The following is a 15,498-nucleotide window of genomic DNA, read 5'->3' on the forward strand; positions in this document are numbered from 1 at the left end:
CGCAAATCCGCACCGGCTTCGGCCGCCTGCCGGCGTCCTCGCCCGCGGGCTAAAAACGCTTACGCGTTTTCTTTACGCCCGCGCCCTGCATAGAGTTCGATTCTCCGCGGTATCTATATGTAATAAAAAAAGCAGGTAGAAGCACTTCTCTACCTGCCTGTAACTATTGGTGGAGGCGCGGAGAATCGAACTCCGGTCCACGAAAGCCCCCTGATTGGCATCTCCAAGCTCAGTCGCTGGTTTAGTCTCGGACGCTTTGCGCGCAGCGACACGCTCGCGGCATCCCAACCGGTTCGGTCTTAGCCCGCGCCATACCGATTACGTGCGCGGGAGCATTCCCCTAACATGACGTCGCGCCGGTGTCGGGGAAATCACCGGGTTGACGCGCCGCTATAAACTAAGCAGCGAGAGCCATAGGCTCAAAAGAAGAGTTGTTGTCAATTCAATTTGACGGTACCCCTGTTTAACGAGGCGAGGAGACCTCGGCTTGCTTCCTCTCTCAGAGCTATCGTGTCGAAACCAGTCGCCCCCGAATGTTGGGAAAGTCTGGATGGTATCGGGCCTGCAAACACCCGATAACCGTCGACTTTTCAAGGAACACGTGGGGTAAACCCCGCTCGTGGATAGCTATCTTACCACGTTCTAAAGGCAGACAGCTGCTCTATGCACGAGCTGTGAAGACCCTAATGTGCACCATACTTCGCATTTTTGCCACTGAACACGTCACGTATATTTTCCCCAAGCAAAATTGACCCGTCGAAAGGACCGTTATGGATACCAAGCAGCAACTCGTCAATGCCCTCGTAGGCCTGGGCTCAACCATTACCGAAGCCATGGATGTCATCGAAGGCTTTGTCCCCTGTGGACATCCCGCCCTCACGGTATCGAACGCCCTTGTTGCGCTGGACGCTGACGATGATGCAGCTCTCGCCCAGCAGTTTGAGACCGTCGCGGGCTTTATCGACCACGTGAGCGAGAACCGCGGCGTGGCCGCCTACCACGGCATCGAGGTCGAGCTCGCGGGTCCCAAAGCCGATCTGCTCGCAGCAATCCGCGAGGTAGGCGCCCTTATGCAGACCGCAGGCGTCAAGAACACCCAGGTCAACGAGTGGGTCTACCGCAGTCTAGCAGCACTAAACGATTCCGACGAAAAGGCCGCCGAGAAGCTCGTCGAAGCTCCCGTCATTAAGGCAGCGCTTTTGTAATTAAAGGATGCGTGGCCTTCTGAGCGCCGACGTTCCGAAGGCCACGCAAACAGTTCGCGCTAACTGATAGCCGCGCCACCACGTTCGGCCAAAGCTAGAATCGGCATCATTTGGCGCGGGGTCTTTGCTGCAAGATCGGCATGTTCGAGCAGCTTGCGATTGTTGGTCACCAAGTAATCGATCTGCGCGCGCTTGCACGCGGCGAGCACCAAGTTGTCCTCGTAATCGCGATGGAGCGTCAGATATTTGTCGGCTAGCCACAGTTCGGATGCATCAGCGCCCACGGCCGTGGCGTTTTCGGTCATGTTCCGAACAAACGCCAACGCCGCATCGCCAATTGCACGGACAGATGCCTCGTCGAGCGCTCCCCCGCCGGCAAGAACGCTACGCTTCGGCTCGTGTTGGACAACGTACAGCACGTCCTTGGCGATATGCACCGGAAAGAACAGCAACGCCCCCGTCTCCGTCGCCTGCCCAATAAACGCGCGCGGCAAGCGACTCGGTATGCTCGGCGCAAAACGAATCGACCCATACGTTGGCGTCCACCATAATCTTAAGGGGGCCTCCGCTCACAGGATCATCCCCTTTTGGCGATAATGCTCATCCATGGCTTCGGGATAGACTGTGTCCCAGCTGCGGTCATCAGACGCAGATGATGTATCGATGCCCAGGTCCGCGTAAAGCCGATCCACCGCCGCCCATGATGCGACAAACGGCGAGGTGGCACCAGCACTAGGCAGTTGGTCTTCAACGGCCGACAACACCTCTTCGCACGAACCGCCACCCTGCGCAACCTTGGCCACCACCTTTTTGATGAGCTCGGGCAGTGTCCCGCCCGAAATCCGCAGCGCCTCCTCGGCGCGGTTCTTGACCTGGCGATCCACGCGAACGTTCACCTGCGCCATGCCGCTAGCAGCACCCACGTCGATCTCGCTCCCTTCAATTGCTATCCTCGATAGCAACACTATATAGAGACGCTATCAATTGGGGTCAAATGCAAAAGGCCTGCGCCCGGACGACACCGATGCCGTCTGGGCGCAGGCCAGATAACGTGGGCAAACACGTCTGCTAACGCAGGTAAGCCTTCGCGTTGCTCAGGCTGTAGGCGATCGTCGAGCCGTTGTGCAGCAGCGACGATGCCTGCAAGGCAATCGCGCCGGTACTGCCCAGTGCCAAGAGCGCCGAGTTGGTGAGCATCACCTTAAAGTAGGAGCTCGTCAGACGATCAACGAGGCCCTGGCTCATACGGCGCAGGCGCACTATCGCAGCAAGATCCGTATCGGTCAAAGTGCGCGGAACCGATGATGGCGCGACGCCCTTCGATTAACGAAGTGATGCCGTGCGCCACGATGTACTCGACGGCAGCATGCCGCACGCGATGCCCTGCACGCAGGCATTCTTTACCGGAGCGCTGGCGAGCAGCTTGATGCCAGCCGTACCAAGCAGAAAACCGCCACCGACAAGCAGGGTGTTAAACGTCGGCTTCTTCATGTTGCTTCTCCCTTTTGCCGCATTGGACACGGCACGGTGCCTCAGCACCCGAGTGAATAAGTTTACTAGCGTACACTTTTGGATAATAGTTAAGAAGGCCTAACTATTAAGGTCAACAATGGTTAACTTTCTGGAAATCTTAGGGTGCAGACCGGCCGACTTTCGACAATCCGTCTGCCACAACGTACATCTCCGGCATCCAAGAAAGACTCTCCCCCGTCCCAGCAAATCGAGGTCTAATACTTTTCCCGAGAAGTGAACGAGCAAAATCGGACCCCTGAAGCATCCGCATTTTTTAGTAACAAAAGCGCAGGGAAAACTCGGCAAAACCGCAGGAAACAGCGTCCAAATAGTGTCGATGCTTCAGAGGTCCAAATAAGGTCGTTCACTTCTCGGGAAAAGTATTAAGCTTCGCTTTCCACAGCCCAAAAATGTGACCAAGGGACCGTCCCTGCGCCACATCCACAAAAAAATGAGGGTGCCAACGGCACCCTCATTCACCAAATTCCATTTAGCCCCGCCTGACCTGAACGGCTGAGTCGCCACGGAACCCGGGAGCCCCGGCAGGGCGGGCGCTTGCTCAAAATGAGTTCCCTTCAAAAACAATGGGCGCGCCAACGGCGCGCCCATTCACTCTATTTCCATTCAGCCCGACTGACCAGAACGGCCGAGTCGCCACGGAACCGAGGGGCCGGGCGCAGGGCCTTGCCTCTCAATGAGTTCCGCACGAACAGGAGGCGCCAGTGGCGCCTCCGTCGTGAGTCAGGACTGTCCGAAATTGAGAGGTAAGGCCCTGCGCCCGGCCCCTCGGTTCCCGCTTACGAGAGCGACGTTCTCAGCAACTCGTTGAAGAGCTTTGGGTTACCCTTGCCGCGACTCGCCTTCATGCACTGGCCCACCAAAAAGCCGATGACCTTCTGGTTGCCGTCACGATACTGCTGTGCCTGCTCGGCACAGTTTGCCAGCACCTCGTCCACAATCGGCTGCAGCGCGCCAGCATCACTCACCTGACGCATACCGCGCTCGTCGACGATCTTGTTGGGGTCGTCGCCGGTCTGGGCCATGGCCTCAAAGACTTCGTGAGCCTGGTTGGAGCTGATGGCATCGGTCGCCAGCAGCTTGGCAAGCGCTCCCACCTGAGCCGGCGCGATGCCGGACTCGGCGAGCGACACGCCCGCGCCCTTAAGGTAGGCGATCATCTCGTTCACCAGCAAGTTTGCAACCGTCTGGGCCTCCTTGCCAGCCATACCGGCAGCGGCGGCCTCAAAGAACTCGGCAAACTCCGGGTCACCGGCGATTTGCTCGGCATCGGCCGCTTTAATGCCAAAATCGGCCTCAAAACGGGCGCGCTTGGCATCGGGCAGCTCGGGAATCTCACCTCGGCAGCGATCGATGAACTCGTCGTCCAGATCGAACGGCGCCAAGTCGGGGTCGGGGAACAGACGATAGTCGTCGGCCGTCTCCTTCACACGCATGACCACGGTGCGCTTGCGGCTGGGCTCCCAGTGGCGGGTCTCCTGATAGATAATGCCGCCCTCCTCGAGCACCTCGGCCTGGCGGCAAATCTCGTAGGCAAGGCCGTCGTGCAGGCTCTTAAACGAGTTGAGGTTCTTAAGCTCGGTTTTGGTACCCAGCTTGGTCTCGCCGCGGCGGCGCAGCGACACGTTGCCGTCGCAGCGCATGGAACCCTTCTCCATGGAGCAGTCCGAGATGCCCAGCGTCACAAAGATGCGACGGAGCTTTTCCATAAACAGGCGAGCCTCCTCAGGCGTACGCAAGTCGGGCTCGGTGACGAGCTCGATCAAAGGCGTGCCGCAGCGGTTGTAGTCGACGAGCGACTCGGCAGCGGCGGTAATGCGGCCCTCGGCACCGCCCACGTGCACCATCTTGGCAGCGTCCTCCTCCATGTGGATGCGCAGAATGCGGATGGGCACCGTGTAGGAACCGTCCTCGCGACGCTCGGGCATCTGCAGGTTGGACGCGTCATAGCTGGCCAGATGGCCGGCACGCTGATTGCCCTCGCGCATGGTCGACGTCATGGACGTAGACAGGCCCTCGGCGTTGGCCGAGGCGCTCGCCAGGCTCTGGGCCTCGGCCTCGCCAAACGCGCAATCGGGGCGCTCTGCAGCGCCGCGACCAGTCACGTCCAGGTCCAGGTGACCGTACATGGCAAAGGCGACCGGACCCTGCGTGGTCTGGAAGTTCTTGGCCATATCGGGATAGAAGTAGTGCTTGCGGTAGAACATCGAGTGACGCTGGATCTCGCAGTTGGTGGCGAGGCCGGCCTTAACGATGCTCTCGATGGCGCGCTTGTTGGGCACCGGCAGGGCGCCGGGCAGGCCCAAGCACACCGGACACACGTTGGCGTTGGGCTCGTCATCGTGGCTGAGCTTGCAGTTACAGAACATCTTGGTATCGAGTGCGGTGAGCTCGGTATGAATCTCCAGGCCGATCACGGCCTCCCAATCCTGCAGGACCTCGGAAAGCTCCTTCATTACAGCTCGCCTCCCTTCCCGGCAAAATCGGGTGCGACGGAAAGCGCGGGCGCACCCGTGGCGGCATCGGCAAAGCCGCGCTCCAGGGCGCGGGCAAACGTGAGCAGCTGACGGTCCTTAAACGCCGGACCCACCAGCTGGGCAGAAACGGGCAGCTGAGTATCCTCGCCCAAGCCCAGGGGCACCGAGATACCACCGTTGCCGCAAATGTTGAGCGAGATGGTGTACAGGTCGGAGAGGTACATCTGCGTGGGGTCGCTGATCTCGCCAAACTTAAAGGCCGTGCGCGGCGAGGCGGGCATGAGGATGGTGTCCACCTTGGCATACGCGGTGTCGTAGTCCTGCGTGATGAGCGTGCGGGCCTTTTGCGCAGCGTAGTAATACTTGTCGTACACGCCCGAGCTCAGCAGGTAGGCGCCGAGCATCTGACGGCGCTTGGCCTCGGCGCCAAAGCCGTGGGCGCGCGACAGCGAGCTCTGGTCGGACAGGTTGGCGCAGCCCTCCTCCTGATAGCCGTAGCGAATACCGTCGAAGCGGGCCAGGTTGGAGAACGCCTCGGCCGGGCCGATGACGTAGTAGGCGGCGATGGCGGCATCCAGGTGCGGCAGGTCGACCTCGACCAGCTCGGCGCCCTGGTTCTGCAGCTCCTGGGCGGCGCGCTGAACAGCGGCCTTGACCTCGGGCGTCAGGCCCTCGGCCTCCATAAACGCGGGGATGATACCCACGCGCTTACCCTCGATGCTGTCGTTGAGATGCTCGGTAAAGTCGACGGCGCAATCCTGGCTGGTGCAGTCGTAGGGATCGTGGCCCGCGCCGGTAAGCGCGTTCATGGCCAGCGCGACATCCTCGACCGTGCGGCCGAAGGGGCCCACCTGGTCGAGCGACGAGCCAAAGGCGACCACGCCGTAACGGCTCACGGCGCCATATGTGGGCTTAAAGCCCACCACGCCGCACAGCGACGCCGGCTGGCGAATGGAGCCGCCGGTGTCCGAGCCCAGCGAGAGCGCGACCTCGCCCGCGGCGACGGCGGCAGCGGAGCCGCCCGAGGAGCCGCCGGGCACGCGCTCGGTATCCCAGGGGTTGTTGGTGCGGTGGAACGCCGAGCTCTCGGTGGAGCTGCCAAAGGCAAACTCGTCCATGTTGGCCTTGCCCATGGGCAGGCAGCCGGCATCGAGCATGCGCTGGACGCAGGTGGCGGTGTAGACGCTCTGGTAGTTCTCGAGCATGCGGGAAGCGCAGGTGGTGCGCGTGCCCACAAGGTTCATGTTGTCCTTGATGGCCAGCGGTACGCCCGCGAGCGGGGGCAGCGGCTTGCCTGCGGCACGATCGGCATCCACGCGCGCGGCGGCCTCGAGCGCAAGCTCGGGCGCCACCTGCAGGAATGCCTGGACCCCGCCCTCGCGCGCCTCGATGGCGGCAAGGGAGGCCTGGGCCACCTCGGTAGCGGTAAAGTCGCCAGCGGCAACGCCCGTGGCAATCTGGACAGCGGTAAGGGAATCGAAGCTCTGCGCCATTACTCGCTCTCCCCCTCTCCCAAAATGGACGGCACGCGGAAGTAGCGGTCGCGCGCGCTGCCGGCGTTTTCGAGCGCGACGTCGAGCGGCAGGTCGCGCTCGGGCTCGCGCAGGTCATCGCCCATCACGTTGGACAGGCTTCCGATGGGATGGAACGTGGGCTCCACGTCGGGCAAGTCATATTGCAAGACGGGCTCGAGCATCTGGACGGCATCGTTCATGTAGGACGTCATCTGGGCGAGCTCGTCATCGGTCAGTGCGATCTTTGCGTACTCGGCAATACCGCGCACGTCTTTCTCGCTGAGTGCCATAGGCGCTCCCTTCCGCATAACAGTTAAACCGCTCTAGTATACAAGGCAACGCCGGCTTGGAGCAGGCGCTTTACCCAAATGCAGCGAAAACGTAACGAGGGTGGCGGTTGGCAGGCGGCGGGCCGGCGGTTCTGCAGCGAAACCGCACCGTCCATAGCGAAAACCGCCACAAAGGTGCCTGCCCCCTTTGTGGTGGCCGGACCCGCAGGATGGCATGACCCGGGGCGCAAACCATCACAACATTCGACGTTATTCGGCAAAATCGCGATTTTCATCGAATGTTGTGATGGTTTTTACTGCTTTGCGGCACAATCCAAATGCCAGCGTCCAAACAGCAGCAGTGCCGCGGGAACCGCCGTCACGACCATACCCGCCCCGATGAGCGTCTGCTGCACGCCAAACGTCGCCGCCAGCCACGGGGCAATCGCCAGCGGCGCCACGCCGGCGAACATGTTGCCAAAGCCCATGACCGAGTTGACGCGACCGAGCTGTTCGAGCGGGGCCGTCGTTTGCACGATCGTGTTGTGGAGCGGGTTGACGACGCCCCAGGCCACGCCCAGGGCAATCTGGCCGACAAGGGCTACGCCCACGTACGGTGTCCCCACATAGAGCAAACTTCCCAGGCCCACGGACAGAAGCGCCACAAGCAGCGTCTTAAGGTTGACCAGGTGCGGCGGCAAGCGGAGCGCGACCACGGCGCCCAGCACCGCGCCCACGCCGCAGGCGGACGAGAGCCAGCCCATCCACTCGACACCGACGTGCAGAACATCACGGTAGAAGAATGACTCCAGCGGATCGAAGGCGCCATAGCCAAAGTTCGAAAGGAAAATAATGCAGAACAGCAGGGCGAGGACGCTGTTGGTAAAGACTGTCTTGATGCTGGTCACGAAGGTGACGCGGGTGGATTTATTGGAGTCGGAGCTTTGATTGGCAGTACTTGCCGTTGTGCTGCTATCCGCGGGAGCACTTTCGCGCGCGGCGACGCGACCTGCTTGCGGCCTAAAGCCCCAACCGGCGACGAGCGCCAGTACGGTAAAGATCATCATGAGCAAAAACACCGCGTGTGACGATGCAGCCGCCGCGACAAAGCCGCCCAGTGTGGGGCCGACGATAATGCTCACGTTGGAGAGCATGGCGATGGCGGAGTTGATGTCTTTGAGCTCGACGGGGTCGTCGGTGAGATACGCCGGATAGGACGTGGCGACGGGCTGGGCGAATCCTATCACAAAGCCCAGGAGCACCGCGCCGGCAAGGACTGTTCCGGTCGCGCTGCCACAGGCGAGGATTGCCGCGCCGGTTGCCAACGTGCCGAAGATACTCGCCCGGAAATGCCGCCACGGACCCCAAGCGTCAAGCGCCGCTCCACCCGCAAAGGATCCCAGGATCACGAAGACGTTCATAAACAGGACGGCCAGCGATGTCGCAACGACCGAAGCGCCGTCCGCATAGGTGAGTGTTCCGATAACACCGATAAAGTAGCTGGTCTGAAAGCCGGTATATATGAGGAAGCGCATTGCCACCAGGTGCTTAGCCTGCGCGGACAACGAAGGGCGAGGTTTTGAGAGAAGAGATACGAGCACGGAGACTCCTCGTTTCATACGAATACGGGCGGTGGACATTCGTCGCCGTCTGTCAAATCAATCTATCCGCATGAAACATTAAGGACGCATCAGGACCCTTCTCTCCGTTTTTCGCCCGTCATGAACTACTTGGTAGATTGTAAGGCATGTCACAAAAATCTACCAAAGCAAAAACCACCACAAAGATGCCTGGCCCCTCTGTGGTGGAAATGACGTTTGCCCAGATAAAACCTGCCAAAATAAACCTGTCCCTTTTTGGCAGGTTCAGCGCCAAGCCTTAAAGGTGGTCTTGGATAAGGTCGCAGATGGCGCGGGCGTCGTTGATGTTGATGGCTCGGGTCGCAAAGCCTGCGTCGAAGGCCTGACGTGCCAGGGCTTCGTTGCAGGCAAGGGCCAGCGTGCGGCCGTCGACCAGGTCGAGCGAGCTCTTGCCACGCAGACGGTCGACACCGGAGCGCGCGACCACGATGTTGTCGAAACCCTCGGTCTTGTAGCCCTCGATGATCACCACGTCGACATCGTTGTAACGCGACAGCAGCTCGCGCGCGGGCATCTCGTCCCCCTCGCGCGTGTCGGCGTACTCCGCCCAGCGCGTGGCGCAGATGAGGCCCACGTGCTTGGATCCGGCCTGGTGATGGCGCCAGGTATCCTTAGCGGGCACGTCGATATCAAAGCCGTGGTGCCCGTGATGCTTGAGCGAACCCACGCGCAGGCCGCGACGGGTGAGCTCGGCGATAACCTTCTCGACGAGCGTGGTCTTGCCCGAGTTTTGGTAGCCGATAAACGCGATCGCGGGGACGGCCGGTGTCGGAGCTGCGGGCGCGACGGCGACGGGTGAGCTCGCGGGTGCGGCACCGTCAGTGGCCACGGCCTCAACAGCAGCGGCCTGACGCTCTGCGCGGTCCCACACGCCCGAGCGGCCGCCCTCCTTGTGCAACAGGCGCACGTCGACGATCTCCATACCGCGATCAACCGCCTTGCACATGTCATAGATCGTTAGACACGCAGCACTCGCGCCGGTCAGGGCCTCCATCTCGATACCCGTCTTGCCCGTCACGCCGGCCGTAACCAGTACGTGAAAGCCAACCTGCCCGTCCGCGCGCGCCGGTGCCCAGCCCTCGGGCATATCCTCGGCCGGCGTCCCCGCCGGAGCGATGGGCGCAATGTCGCACTTGCTCTTGGTAATGAGCAACGGATGGCACATGGGAATGATGTCGCTCGTGCGTTTGATGGCCATGATGCCCGCCACGCGCGCGCAGGCAAGCACGTCGCCCTTTTTGGCGCGGTCCTGCAGTACCATGGCCTGTGTCTCGGGATGCATGAGGATGGTGCCCTCGGCGATGGCGATGCGATGGGTCTCGGCCTTGTCGGACACATCGACCATGCGCACCTCGCCCTTGGCGTCCACGTGCGTCAGCTCGTTGCGACGTGCGTCACGGGCGGGTTCGGTGGCCGCGCTGGAAGTCGGCTGCGCGGACGCGTCGGCGTTGCCAGCATTCGCCGCGGCCGTGGCTTTGTGGGCAGACATCGCGGCCCTGCGAGCGGCCTTGGTGGCGTCGGCGTACCTGCTCTTGGCCATATGATCATCCTCCGATTTGGGACATAAATCGTTGCGTGCCCTCAATTATCGCGTGTTCCTGCGGTTTGTGGGCCACGGCATCGTGCCAAATCGAAAGTACCTGTATATCATCACCACGGCGCAGGGCGTCGCGCACCGAATACTCGGCATCGCTAAACAGGCATGGACGCACGTTGCCATCGGCCGTCAGGCGCAGACGGTTGCAATTCGCACAAAAATGGTTGGACATGGCGCTAATAAAGCCAACCGTTCCCGCCGCGCCCGGAAAGCGCCAATAGCGCGCAGGGCCCGCGCCGGCAGGAGCGTCGTTGATGTCGAGCGGCTCGAGCTCGCCCAGCCCCGTCGCGGTGGCCCCGGCATTGATGCGCGCCCGCAGCTCGTCACTCGGCACGGTATCGCTCGCGTCCCACAGCTCGGGATTGAGCGCGGGCGCATGCGGGTCCACAGCGCAATGCGAGCTCGTGTGCTCGTCGCCGATGGGCATATATTCGATAAAGCGCAGGTGGATGGGACGGTCGAGCGTGAGCCGCGCGAGGGCCGCCACATCCTGGTTGAGCCGGCGCACAACAACGCAGTTGACCTTAACGGGCTCAAAGCCCCAAGCCAGCGCCGCGTCGATGCCGGCCATGGTCTGCTCGAGCCGACCCAGGCGCGTGATCTTTCCAAAGAGCGTAGGGTCGAGCGTGTCGAGCGAGATGTTGACGCGGTTAAGCCCGGCATCTTTGAGCTGCGGCGCCAGCTTGGGCAGCAGGGCGCCGTTGGTGGTGAGCGAGATGTCCTCGATCTGAGGGATCGCGCGGATGTCGCGAATAAGCGGAATAATACGGCGGCTGACCAGCGGCTCGCCGCCCGTCAGGCGCACGCGGCGAATGCCCTCCCCCGCCACCAAGCGCACAAAGCGGGCGATTTCCTCGGCGCTGAGTAACTCGTCGTGTGCACGGGGCGCCACGCCATCGGCCGGCATGCAGTAAATGCAGCGGAAATTGCACTTGTCGGTAACGGCAATGCGCAGGTAGTTGATATCGCGGCCAAAACCGTCATGCTGCACGTGCCCGTCCACGCTGCCCTCCCCTCACGCGGCGTTTTATTCTTCGAAAAACATAATACCCCACGAGAGAATCATGCCGACACCCGTACGACAGGACAGGTCGCTTCGAACAAGACCGGCTTTCCAAGCCCATCCTCAACACACAAACCTTGACTCTACAATCGTTGTAGGGTTTTCACTACACTGGTACGGAAACAGACCCAGCCAGAAAGCCCCACCTATGGAACACGACCTCACACGCGGCAATGTCCTTAAGACCATCGCGGTCTTTGCCCTGCCCTATATGCTCTCGTACTTTTTGCAGATGCTCTACGGCATGGCCGACCTGTACATGATGGGGCAGTTTAGCGGTGCCGCCGGCATCACCGCCGTGGGCAATGGCGCACAGACGCTCTATATCATTACCGTGACGCTCGTGGGTCTGGCCATGGGAACGACGGTCATCGTCGGCCACGCCGTGGGCTCGCGCCGCTTCGATCGCGCCGAAACCGTCATCGGCAACACTATCACGCTGTTTATGGGTGTCTCGGTCGTGCTGGCAGCCATCCTGCTCGCACTGTGCCCACAGATCGTGGCACTTATTGGGACGCCAGCCGAGGCAGTCGAAGGAACCGCCGCCTACCTGCGCATCTGCTTTGTCGGCATTCCGTTTATCGCCGCATACAACATCCTCTCGGCCATTTTTCGCGGGCTGGGCGATTCGCGCTCGCCCATGTACGTGATCGGCGTGGCGTGCATCATCAACATCGCGCTCGATTTTCTGTTTATCGGCTACATGGGGCTCGGCCCCGTGGGTGCGGCACTCGGCACGGTAACCGCCCAGACGGCAAGCGTTGCCCTCGCGCTCGTGTGGCTTAAGAGCCGCCGCACGAACATCCACGTTAAGCGTAGCGACCTGCGCCCCCAGCCCGAGGTGCTCGGCGGCATCCTTAAGATCGGCGTGCCCGTGGCCGTGCAGGACGGCTGCATCCAGGTGGCGTTTATGTTTATCACCGTCATCGCCAACCACCGAGGGCTCGTCGACGCCGCCGCCGTGGGCCTGGTCGAAAAGATGATCAGCTTTTTGTTCATTGTACCAAGTTCCATGGGCGCCACCGTCAGCGCACTCACGGCGCAAAACGCCGGCGCGGGCAAGGGCGACCGTGCGCGTCAGGTGCTCAAAGACGCCATGACCATCTCGGTGGTGTACGGCTGCCTGATCACGGTGCTGATGTGGCTGGTGGCGCCGGCGTTTATTGGCTTTTTTGCCAAGGACGCTGCAGTAGTCGCTGCCGGCACCGGCTATATGCGCAGCTACATTTTCGATGCAATCTTTGCCGGCATCCACATTTGCTTTAGCGGCTTTTTCGCTGCATACGGCAAGAGCTACATCGGCTTTGCGCACAACGTGCTGGCCGTGGCACTCATTCGCGTGCCGGGCGCGTGGCTGCTGTCGAACGCCTATTCCGACACGCTGTTTCCCATGGGCATCGCCTCGCCGTGCGGGTCGATTTTGTCGGCAGTCATCTGTGTTGTCGCGTTTACCGTGCTCAACCGGCGCGGGGCTTTTGACAAGTTAGCAGCGTAGCGGGGCAACGCGAGCCTGGCACCCCTCCCCGACCCTATTGAAAGGAGCGGTCCTGTGATCGACATGCCAAGTGAACATACCGAGGGCCTGCTCCGCATTGGCGAGGTGGCGCACCTGTTTAACCTGAGCGTGGGCACGTTGCGTCATTACGAGCAGATGGGCCTACTGGACCCGGCGCGCATCGATCCGGCGAGCGGGTACCGCTACTACGGATCGCGGCAGCTCTCCACCCTCAACACCATCAGTCACCTGCGTGTTCTCGACTTGCCGCTCGCACAAATCCGCGAGTTTGTGACCACGCGCGATGTGGACCTCATGCAGCGGCAGCTGGCGCAGCAACAGGAGCTCATCGAGCGAAAGCGCCGCGAGTTGGAGCGCGTGTCGCGCAAGATCGATAACCGGCTTGCTCTGCTGCACAATGCCTTGAACACCGAGCTCGATACCATTTTCACAATCGATACGCCCGGGCTCCGCTGCGCCGTGCTGCGTGAACGCGTCAACCCTACCGACGCCTATGCGCTGGAGTGGCAAATTCGTCAGCTGCAGAAGGGCCAGCACGAGACCTTTGTCTTCCTGGGCAACCTGGGCGTTGGGATTGGCGCCGAGCGCCTGGCCGCCGGCGACTTTGACGGCTACGACGAAGTCTTTCTGCTGCTCGATGACACCGATGACTACGTGGGCGACGTCGAGACGCGACCCGCCGCGCGCTGCCTGACCATAAGCTTCCGCGGCACACATGGGCAAGCAGCCCCACGCTATGAGCAGCTGCTCGGCTATATGCGCGAGCACAACCTGGCGCCTGCCGGGACTTCGCGCGAAATCGCCCTCATTGACGACATCATCAGCGACGACCCCGCGACCTACGTGACGCAGATCACGGTGCCGGTTACTGTGCTCGATTAAGAACCTCTCGGAAAGCTATGAGGTGCGGCTCAACTAACGAGCGTCGGCTACAGGAGGGCTATCACGCCGCGGGCAGTCCCCGGTGTGGCGGTTTTACTCCTCCGGGATCGGAAACACACGGATGAACTCTGCGGGCGAGAAGGTCTTGATGGTCGAGCGCACAAAAGCGGCGCGATCGCGCGTGATGATAAAGTCCACGCCGGCACGCTCGGCCATCGCACGGATACAGCCGTCCTCGAAGTCCGGCTCATCGGAATAGGCGGAGGTAAAACAAGCTTCTTGGTCGAGAGGCTCTGCCGAGTAGCTCTTAAGGCAGTCGCGCACTACCTCGCGGGCGCGCGCCTCGCCGGCCTGTTTAGTGAGAATGTAATACGCGTCCTTGAGAGAGCAGGCCGAAACAACGCCCTCGATAAGCCCCACGTCAACAAGCCCCTTGATGGTTTGCGCCGCCCCATGCTCCGGCCGACCCGGAAGCACGCAATCGAGCAGAAAATTGGTATCGAGAAATGCCCTCATAGGTAGCGCTCCCTCGCGATGCGCTTTTCATCTTCAACCGTCATCATATCGAGCGGCGTTCCCTTGGGCATTTTGGCTACGATTTCGAGATACTCCTGATAGCCCTCATCCTCCGCGAGCATCTCGCGAATCTCCTTCCAGGTGATCTTGGGATGCCACATCGTACCCACGTCGCGCTTGGGCTTGTCCGTGCCGCACGCCGGCTTTGCGCCCCCACGCTCCTGAGCAGCGTCATATTCCACCGCAACTGGGCCTTGATAGTCGAGTGGCACAATCTTGAACAACGGCTTGCTCCGCTTGAAGACCACAACCTCCTCGCCCTCATTGGCAACCTTTTCGGCCACCTGCGTAAGGTTCTGGCGCAGCTCCGAAAACGCGACGGTAACCATAGCGGCTCCTCTCAACATATATCTTCACTGTTGAGTATACACGTTATTGTTAATGTTTATGTATATAAAAGTCGTCGTGAAAGTACTTAGTACCTTTACGACGACTTTTAATCAACCGTTCGACCTCAAAAGCTCTGCCGCGATATATAGGCTAGGCAGGCGTCTTGCTTAAAGATTCTTATCCTTATACAGATTTAGCCAGGCCTTTGCATAAGGATTAGTCCAAGTAGTGCCATCAGAATAGGTAACCGACGAAACGCACGCCTTAAATTGAACCATTCGGTCGGTATAGTTTGAATCTATCGGCCATCCAACTTGATGCTCAGAGCAGTTATATGTTTCATTCGGACCAATATTAATATCTTCCATAGAAAGCGTTGGGGCCGAAGCTCGCGCGCTAAACTGAACACCAACCGTAACCGGTAGCCCGCTCTCATCCCACGCGCATACTATGACATCTGCATTTCGAACGATTTTGTTTGAATGATTGGTTACGACGACCTCGATATTATCTGGATATAGCGCCTTATAGCCACTCCCGCTATCTTCCTTATAAACAGAATCAACGGTCATTTTTTGAGAAGCTAATTCCAGATCAAGCTGTTCACGAGTAAGCGCTTTCACCTCGAGAACCGCATTGCATTTGGCACATCGTTGAGTCAGCTGTTTTCCATCGTCGCTCAGCTTCCATGAACCCGGAGTGTGACCGGTAGCGGGCTCGCCGCTATCTTTGCTATAGCTCTTCCCGCATCGGCCGCAGGTATATACCTTCTTTCCCGCTTCCGTGCAGGTGACGCATAATTTCTTTCGCAAATTGACAACCGCATAGCGGAACACGGCCCGCGCCCCGTCATATGATTTCTAGCGACTAAACAACAAATCACCAACGAAGGGGGCACG

16 protein-coding genes and 1 other RNA gene are annotated in these 15,498 nt (G+C 60.4%); 3 read left to right on the top strand and 14 right to left on the bottom strand.

Going from position 1 to position 15,498, the window contains the following annotated elements:
- Nucleotides 1-167 precede the first annotated feature (167 nt).
- Nucleotides 168-531: a transfer-messenger RNA gene (ssrA, locus tag ACTQ48_RS10055) on the bottom strand.
- 239 nt (nt 532-770) lie between these two features.
- Between ssrA and ACTQ48_RS10060 the strand changes: the two genes are divergently transcribed.
- Nucleotides 771-1,205 carry a hypothetical protein gene (locus tag ACTQ48_RS10060; protein ID WP_441033566.1) on the top strand — a complete coding sequence of 145 codons (435 nt, stop codon included), beginning with the start codon at nt 771-773 and terminating at the stop codon, nt 1,203-1,205.
- A 59-nt stretch (nt 1,206-1,264) separates the two neighbouring features.
- Here ACTQ48_RS10060 and ACTQ48_RS10065 read toward each other — a convergent pair whose 3' ends face one another.
- The 10 genes from ACTQ48_RS10065 to moaA all read right to left on the bottom strand — a co-directional run bounded on the left by ACTQ48_RS10065 (nt 1,265) and on the right by moaA (nt 11,235).
- The gene (locus ACTQ48_RS10065; protein ID WP_441570796.1) at nt 1,265-1,657 is read right to left on the bottom strand and encodes a hypothetical protein; all 393 of its coding nucleotides are present in this window, start codon (nt 1,655-1,657) and stop codon (nt 1,265-1,267) included.
- A 117-nt stretch (nt 1,658-1,774) separates the two neighbouring features.
- Nucleotides 1,775-2,128, bottom strand: a complete 354-nt coding sequence (locus ACTQ48_RS10070) for a hypothetical protein (protein ID WP_441570798.1) — start codon at nt 2,126-2,128, stop codon at nt 1,775-1,777.
- Nucleotides 2,129-2,273: 145 nt separating this feature from the next.
- The gene (locus ACTQ48_RS10075; RefSeq protein ID WP_441570799.1) at nt 2,274-2,492 is read right to left on the bottom strand and encodes a hypothetical protein; all 219 of its coding nucleotides are present in this window, start codon (nt 2,490-2,492) and stop codon (nt 2,274-2,276) included.
- 36 nt (nt 2,493-2,528) lie between these two features.
- Nucleotides 2,529-2,696 (bottom strand): hypothetical protein, encoded by a 168-nt coding sequence (locus tag ACTQ48_RS10080; protein WP_441016404.1) that lies wholly within the window; start codon nt 2,694-2,696, stop codon nt 2,529-2,531.
- Nucleotides 2,697-3,514: 818 nt separating this feature from the next.
- The gene (gene gatB, locus ACTQ48_RS10085; protein ID WP_441570801.1) at nt 3,515-5,191 is read right to left on the bottom strand and encodes an Asp-tRNA(Asn)/Glu-tRNA(Gln) amidotransferase subunit GatB; all 1,677 of its coding nucleotides are present in this window, start codon (nt 5,189-5,191) and stop codon (nt 3,515-3,517) included.
- Nucleotides 5,191-6,705, bottom strand: coding sequence for an Asp-tRNA(Asn)/Glu-tRNA(Gln) amidotransferase subunit GatA (gene gatA / locus ACTQ48_RS10090; RefSeq protein ID WP_427795987.1), 1,515 nt, complete (start codon nt 6,703-6,705; stop codon nt 5,191-5,193). Before gatA ends, gatB begins: the two co-directional genes overlap by 1 nt.
- Entirely contained in the window at nt 6,705-7,016 is a 312-nt protein-coding gene (gatC, locus tag ACTQ48_RS10095; protein WP_035136890.1) for an Asp-tRNA(Asn)/Glu-tRNA(Gln) amidotransferase subunit GatC, read from the bottom strand. Before gatC ends, gatA begins: the two co-directional genes overlap by 1 nt.
- Before the next feature lie 293 nt (nt 7,017-7,309).
- Complete coding sequence (locus ACTQ48_RS10100) at nt 7,310-8,596, bottom strand: MFS transporter (RefSeq protein ID WP_441570803.1); 1,287 nt, start codon at nt 8,594-8,596, stop codon at nt 7,310-7,312.
- A 277-nt stretch (nt 8,597-8,873) separates the two neighbouring features.
- Nucleotides 8,874-10,175: a molybdopterin-guanine dinucleotide biosynthesis protein B gene (gene mobB / locus ACTQ48_RS10105; RefSeq protein ID WP_441049155.1), complete on the bottom strand. Its 1,302-nt coding sequence runs from the start codon at nt 10,173-10,175 to the stop codon at nt 8,874-8,876.
- Nucleotides 10,176-10,179: 4 nt separating this feature from the next.
- Nucleotides 10,180-11,235, bottom strand: coding sequence for a GTP 3',8-cyclase MoaA (moaA, locus tag ACTQ48_RS10110; protein ID WP_441563641.1), 1,056 nt, complete (start codon nt 11,233-11,235; stop codon nt 10,180-10,182).
- Nucleotides 11,236-11,443: 208 nt separating this feature from the next.
- On the opposite strand from moaA, the gene ACTQ48_RS10115 reads away from it, so the two are divergent.
- Together ACTQ48_RS10115 and ACTQ48_RS10120 are read left to right on the top strand one after the other, a co-directional pair.
- Nucleotides 11,444-12,790: an MATE family efflux transporter gene (locus ACTQ48_RS10115; RefSeq protein WP_441570805.1), complete on the top strand. Its 1,347-nt coding sequence runs from the start codon at nt 11,444-11,446 to the stop codon at nt 12,788-12,790.
- 63 nt (nt 12,791-12,853) lie between these two features.
- Nucleotides 12,854-13,693, top strand: a complete 840-nt coding sequence (locus ACTQ48_RS10120; RefSeq protein ID WP_441570813.1) for a MerR family transcriptional regulator — start codon at nt 12,854-12,856, stop codon at nt 13,691-13,693.
- 93 nt (nt 13,694-13,786) lie between these two features.
- On the opposite strand, the gene ACTQ48_RS10125 is transcribed toward ACTQ48_RS10120, so the two are convergent.
- The 3 genes from ACTQ48_RS10125 to ACTQ48_RS10135 all read right to left on the bottom strand — a co-directional run bounded on the left by ACTQ48_RS10125 (nt 13,787) and on the right by ACTQ48_RS10135 (nt 15,435).
- A complete protein-coding gene (locus tag ACTQ48_RS10125) occupies nt 13,787-14,209 on the bottom strand; it encodes a PIN domain-containing protein (protein ID WP_441570807.1) in 423 nt (140 codons plus the stop codon).
- On the bottom strand, nt 14,206-14,598 hold the full coding sequence (locus ACTQ48_RS10130; protein ID WP_441570809.1) for a type II toxin-antitoxin system Phd/YefM family antitoxin: 393 nt from the start codon (nt 14,596-14,598) through the stop codon (nt 14,206-14,208). The genes ACTQ48_RS10125 and ACTQ48_RS10130 overlap by 4 nt, the downstream gene beginning before the upstream one ends.
- A gap of 168 nt (nt 14,599-14,766) precedes the next feature.
- The gene (locus tag ACTQ48_RS10135) at nt 14,767-15,435 is read right to left on the bottom strand and encodes a DUF5780 domain-containing protein (RefSeq protein ID WP_441570811.1); all 669 of its coding nucleotides are present in this window, start codon (nt 15,433-15,435) and stop codon (nt 14,767-14,769) included.
- Nucleotides 15,436-15,498 lie beyond the last annotated feature (63 nt).

This window comes from Collinsella sp. Sow4_E3 (genome assembly GCF_052116285.1).
Lineage (GTDB): Bacteria > Actinomycetota > Coriobacteriia > Coriobacteriales > Coriobacteriaceae > Collinsella.

Coding starts and splice junctions, on each gene's coding strand:
- ACTQ48_RS10060 (WP_441033566.1), top strand. CDS start 771: ATGGATACCAAGCAGCAACTCGTCAATGCCCTCGTAGGCCTGGGCTCA.
- ACTQ48_RS10080 (WP_441016404.1), bottom strand. CDS start 2,696: ATGAAGAAGCCGACGTTTAACACCCTGCTTGTCGGTGGCGGTTTTCTG.
- gatB (WP_441570801.1), bottom strand. CDS start 5,191: ATGAAGGAGCTTTCCGAGGTCCTGCAGGATTGGGAGGCCGTGATCGGC.
- gatA (WP_427795987.1), bottom strand. CDS start 6,705: ATGGCGCAGAGCTTCGATTCCCTTACCGCTGTCCAGATTGCCACGGGC.
- gatC (WP_035136890.1), bottom strand. CDS start 7,016: ATGGCACTCAGCGAGAAAGACGTGCGCGGTATTGCCGAGTACGCAAAG.
- mobB (WP_441049155.1), bottom strand. CDS start 10,175: ATGGCCAAGAGCAGGTACGCCGACGCCACCAAGGCCGCTCGCAGGGCC.
- ACTQ48_RS10115 (WP_441570805.1), top strand. CDS start 11,444: ATGGAACACGACCTCACACGCGGCAATGTCCTTAAGACCATCGCGGTC.
- ACTQ48_RS10120 (WP_441570813.1), top strand. CDS start 12,854: ATGCCAAGTGAACATACCGAGGGCCTGCTCCGCATTGGCGAGGTGGCG.
- ACTQ48_RS10125 (WP_441570807.1), bottom strand. CDS start 14,209: ATGAGGGCATTTCTCGATACCAATTTTCTGCTCGATTGCGTGCTTCCG.
- ACTQ48_RS10130 (WP_441570809.1), bottom strand. CDS start 14,598: ATGGTTACCGTCGCGTTTTCGGAGCTGCGCCAGAACCTTACGCAGGTG.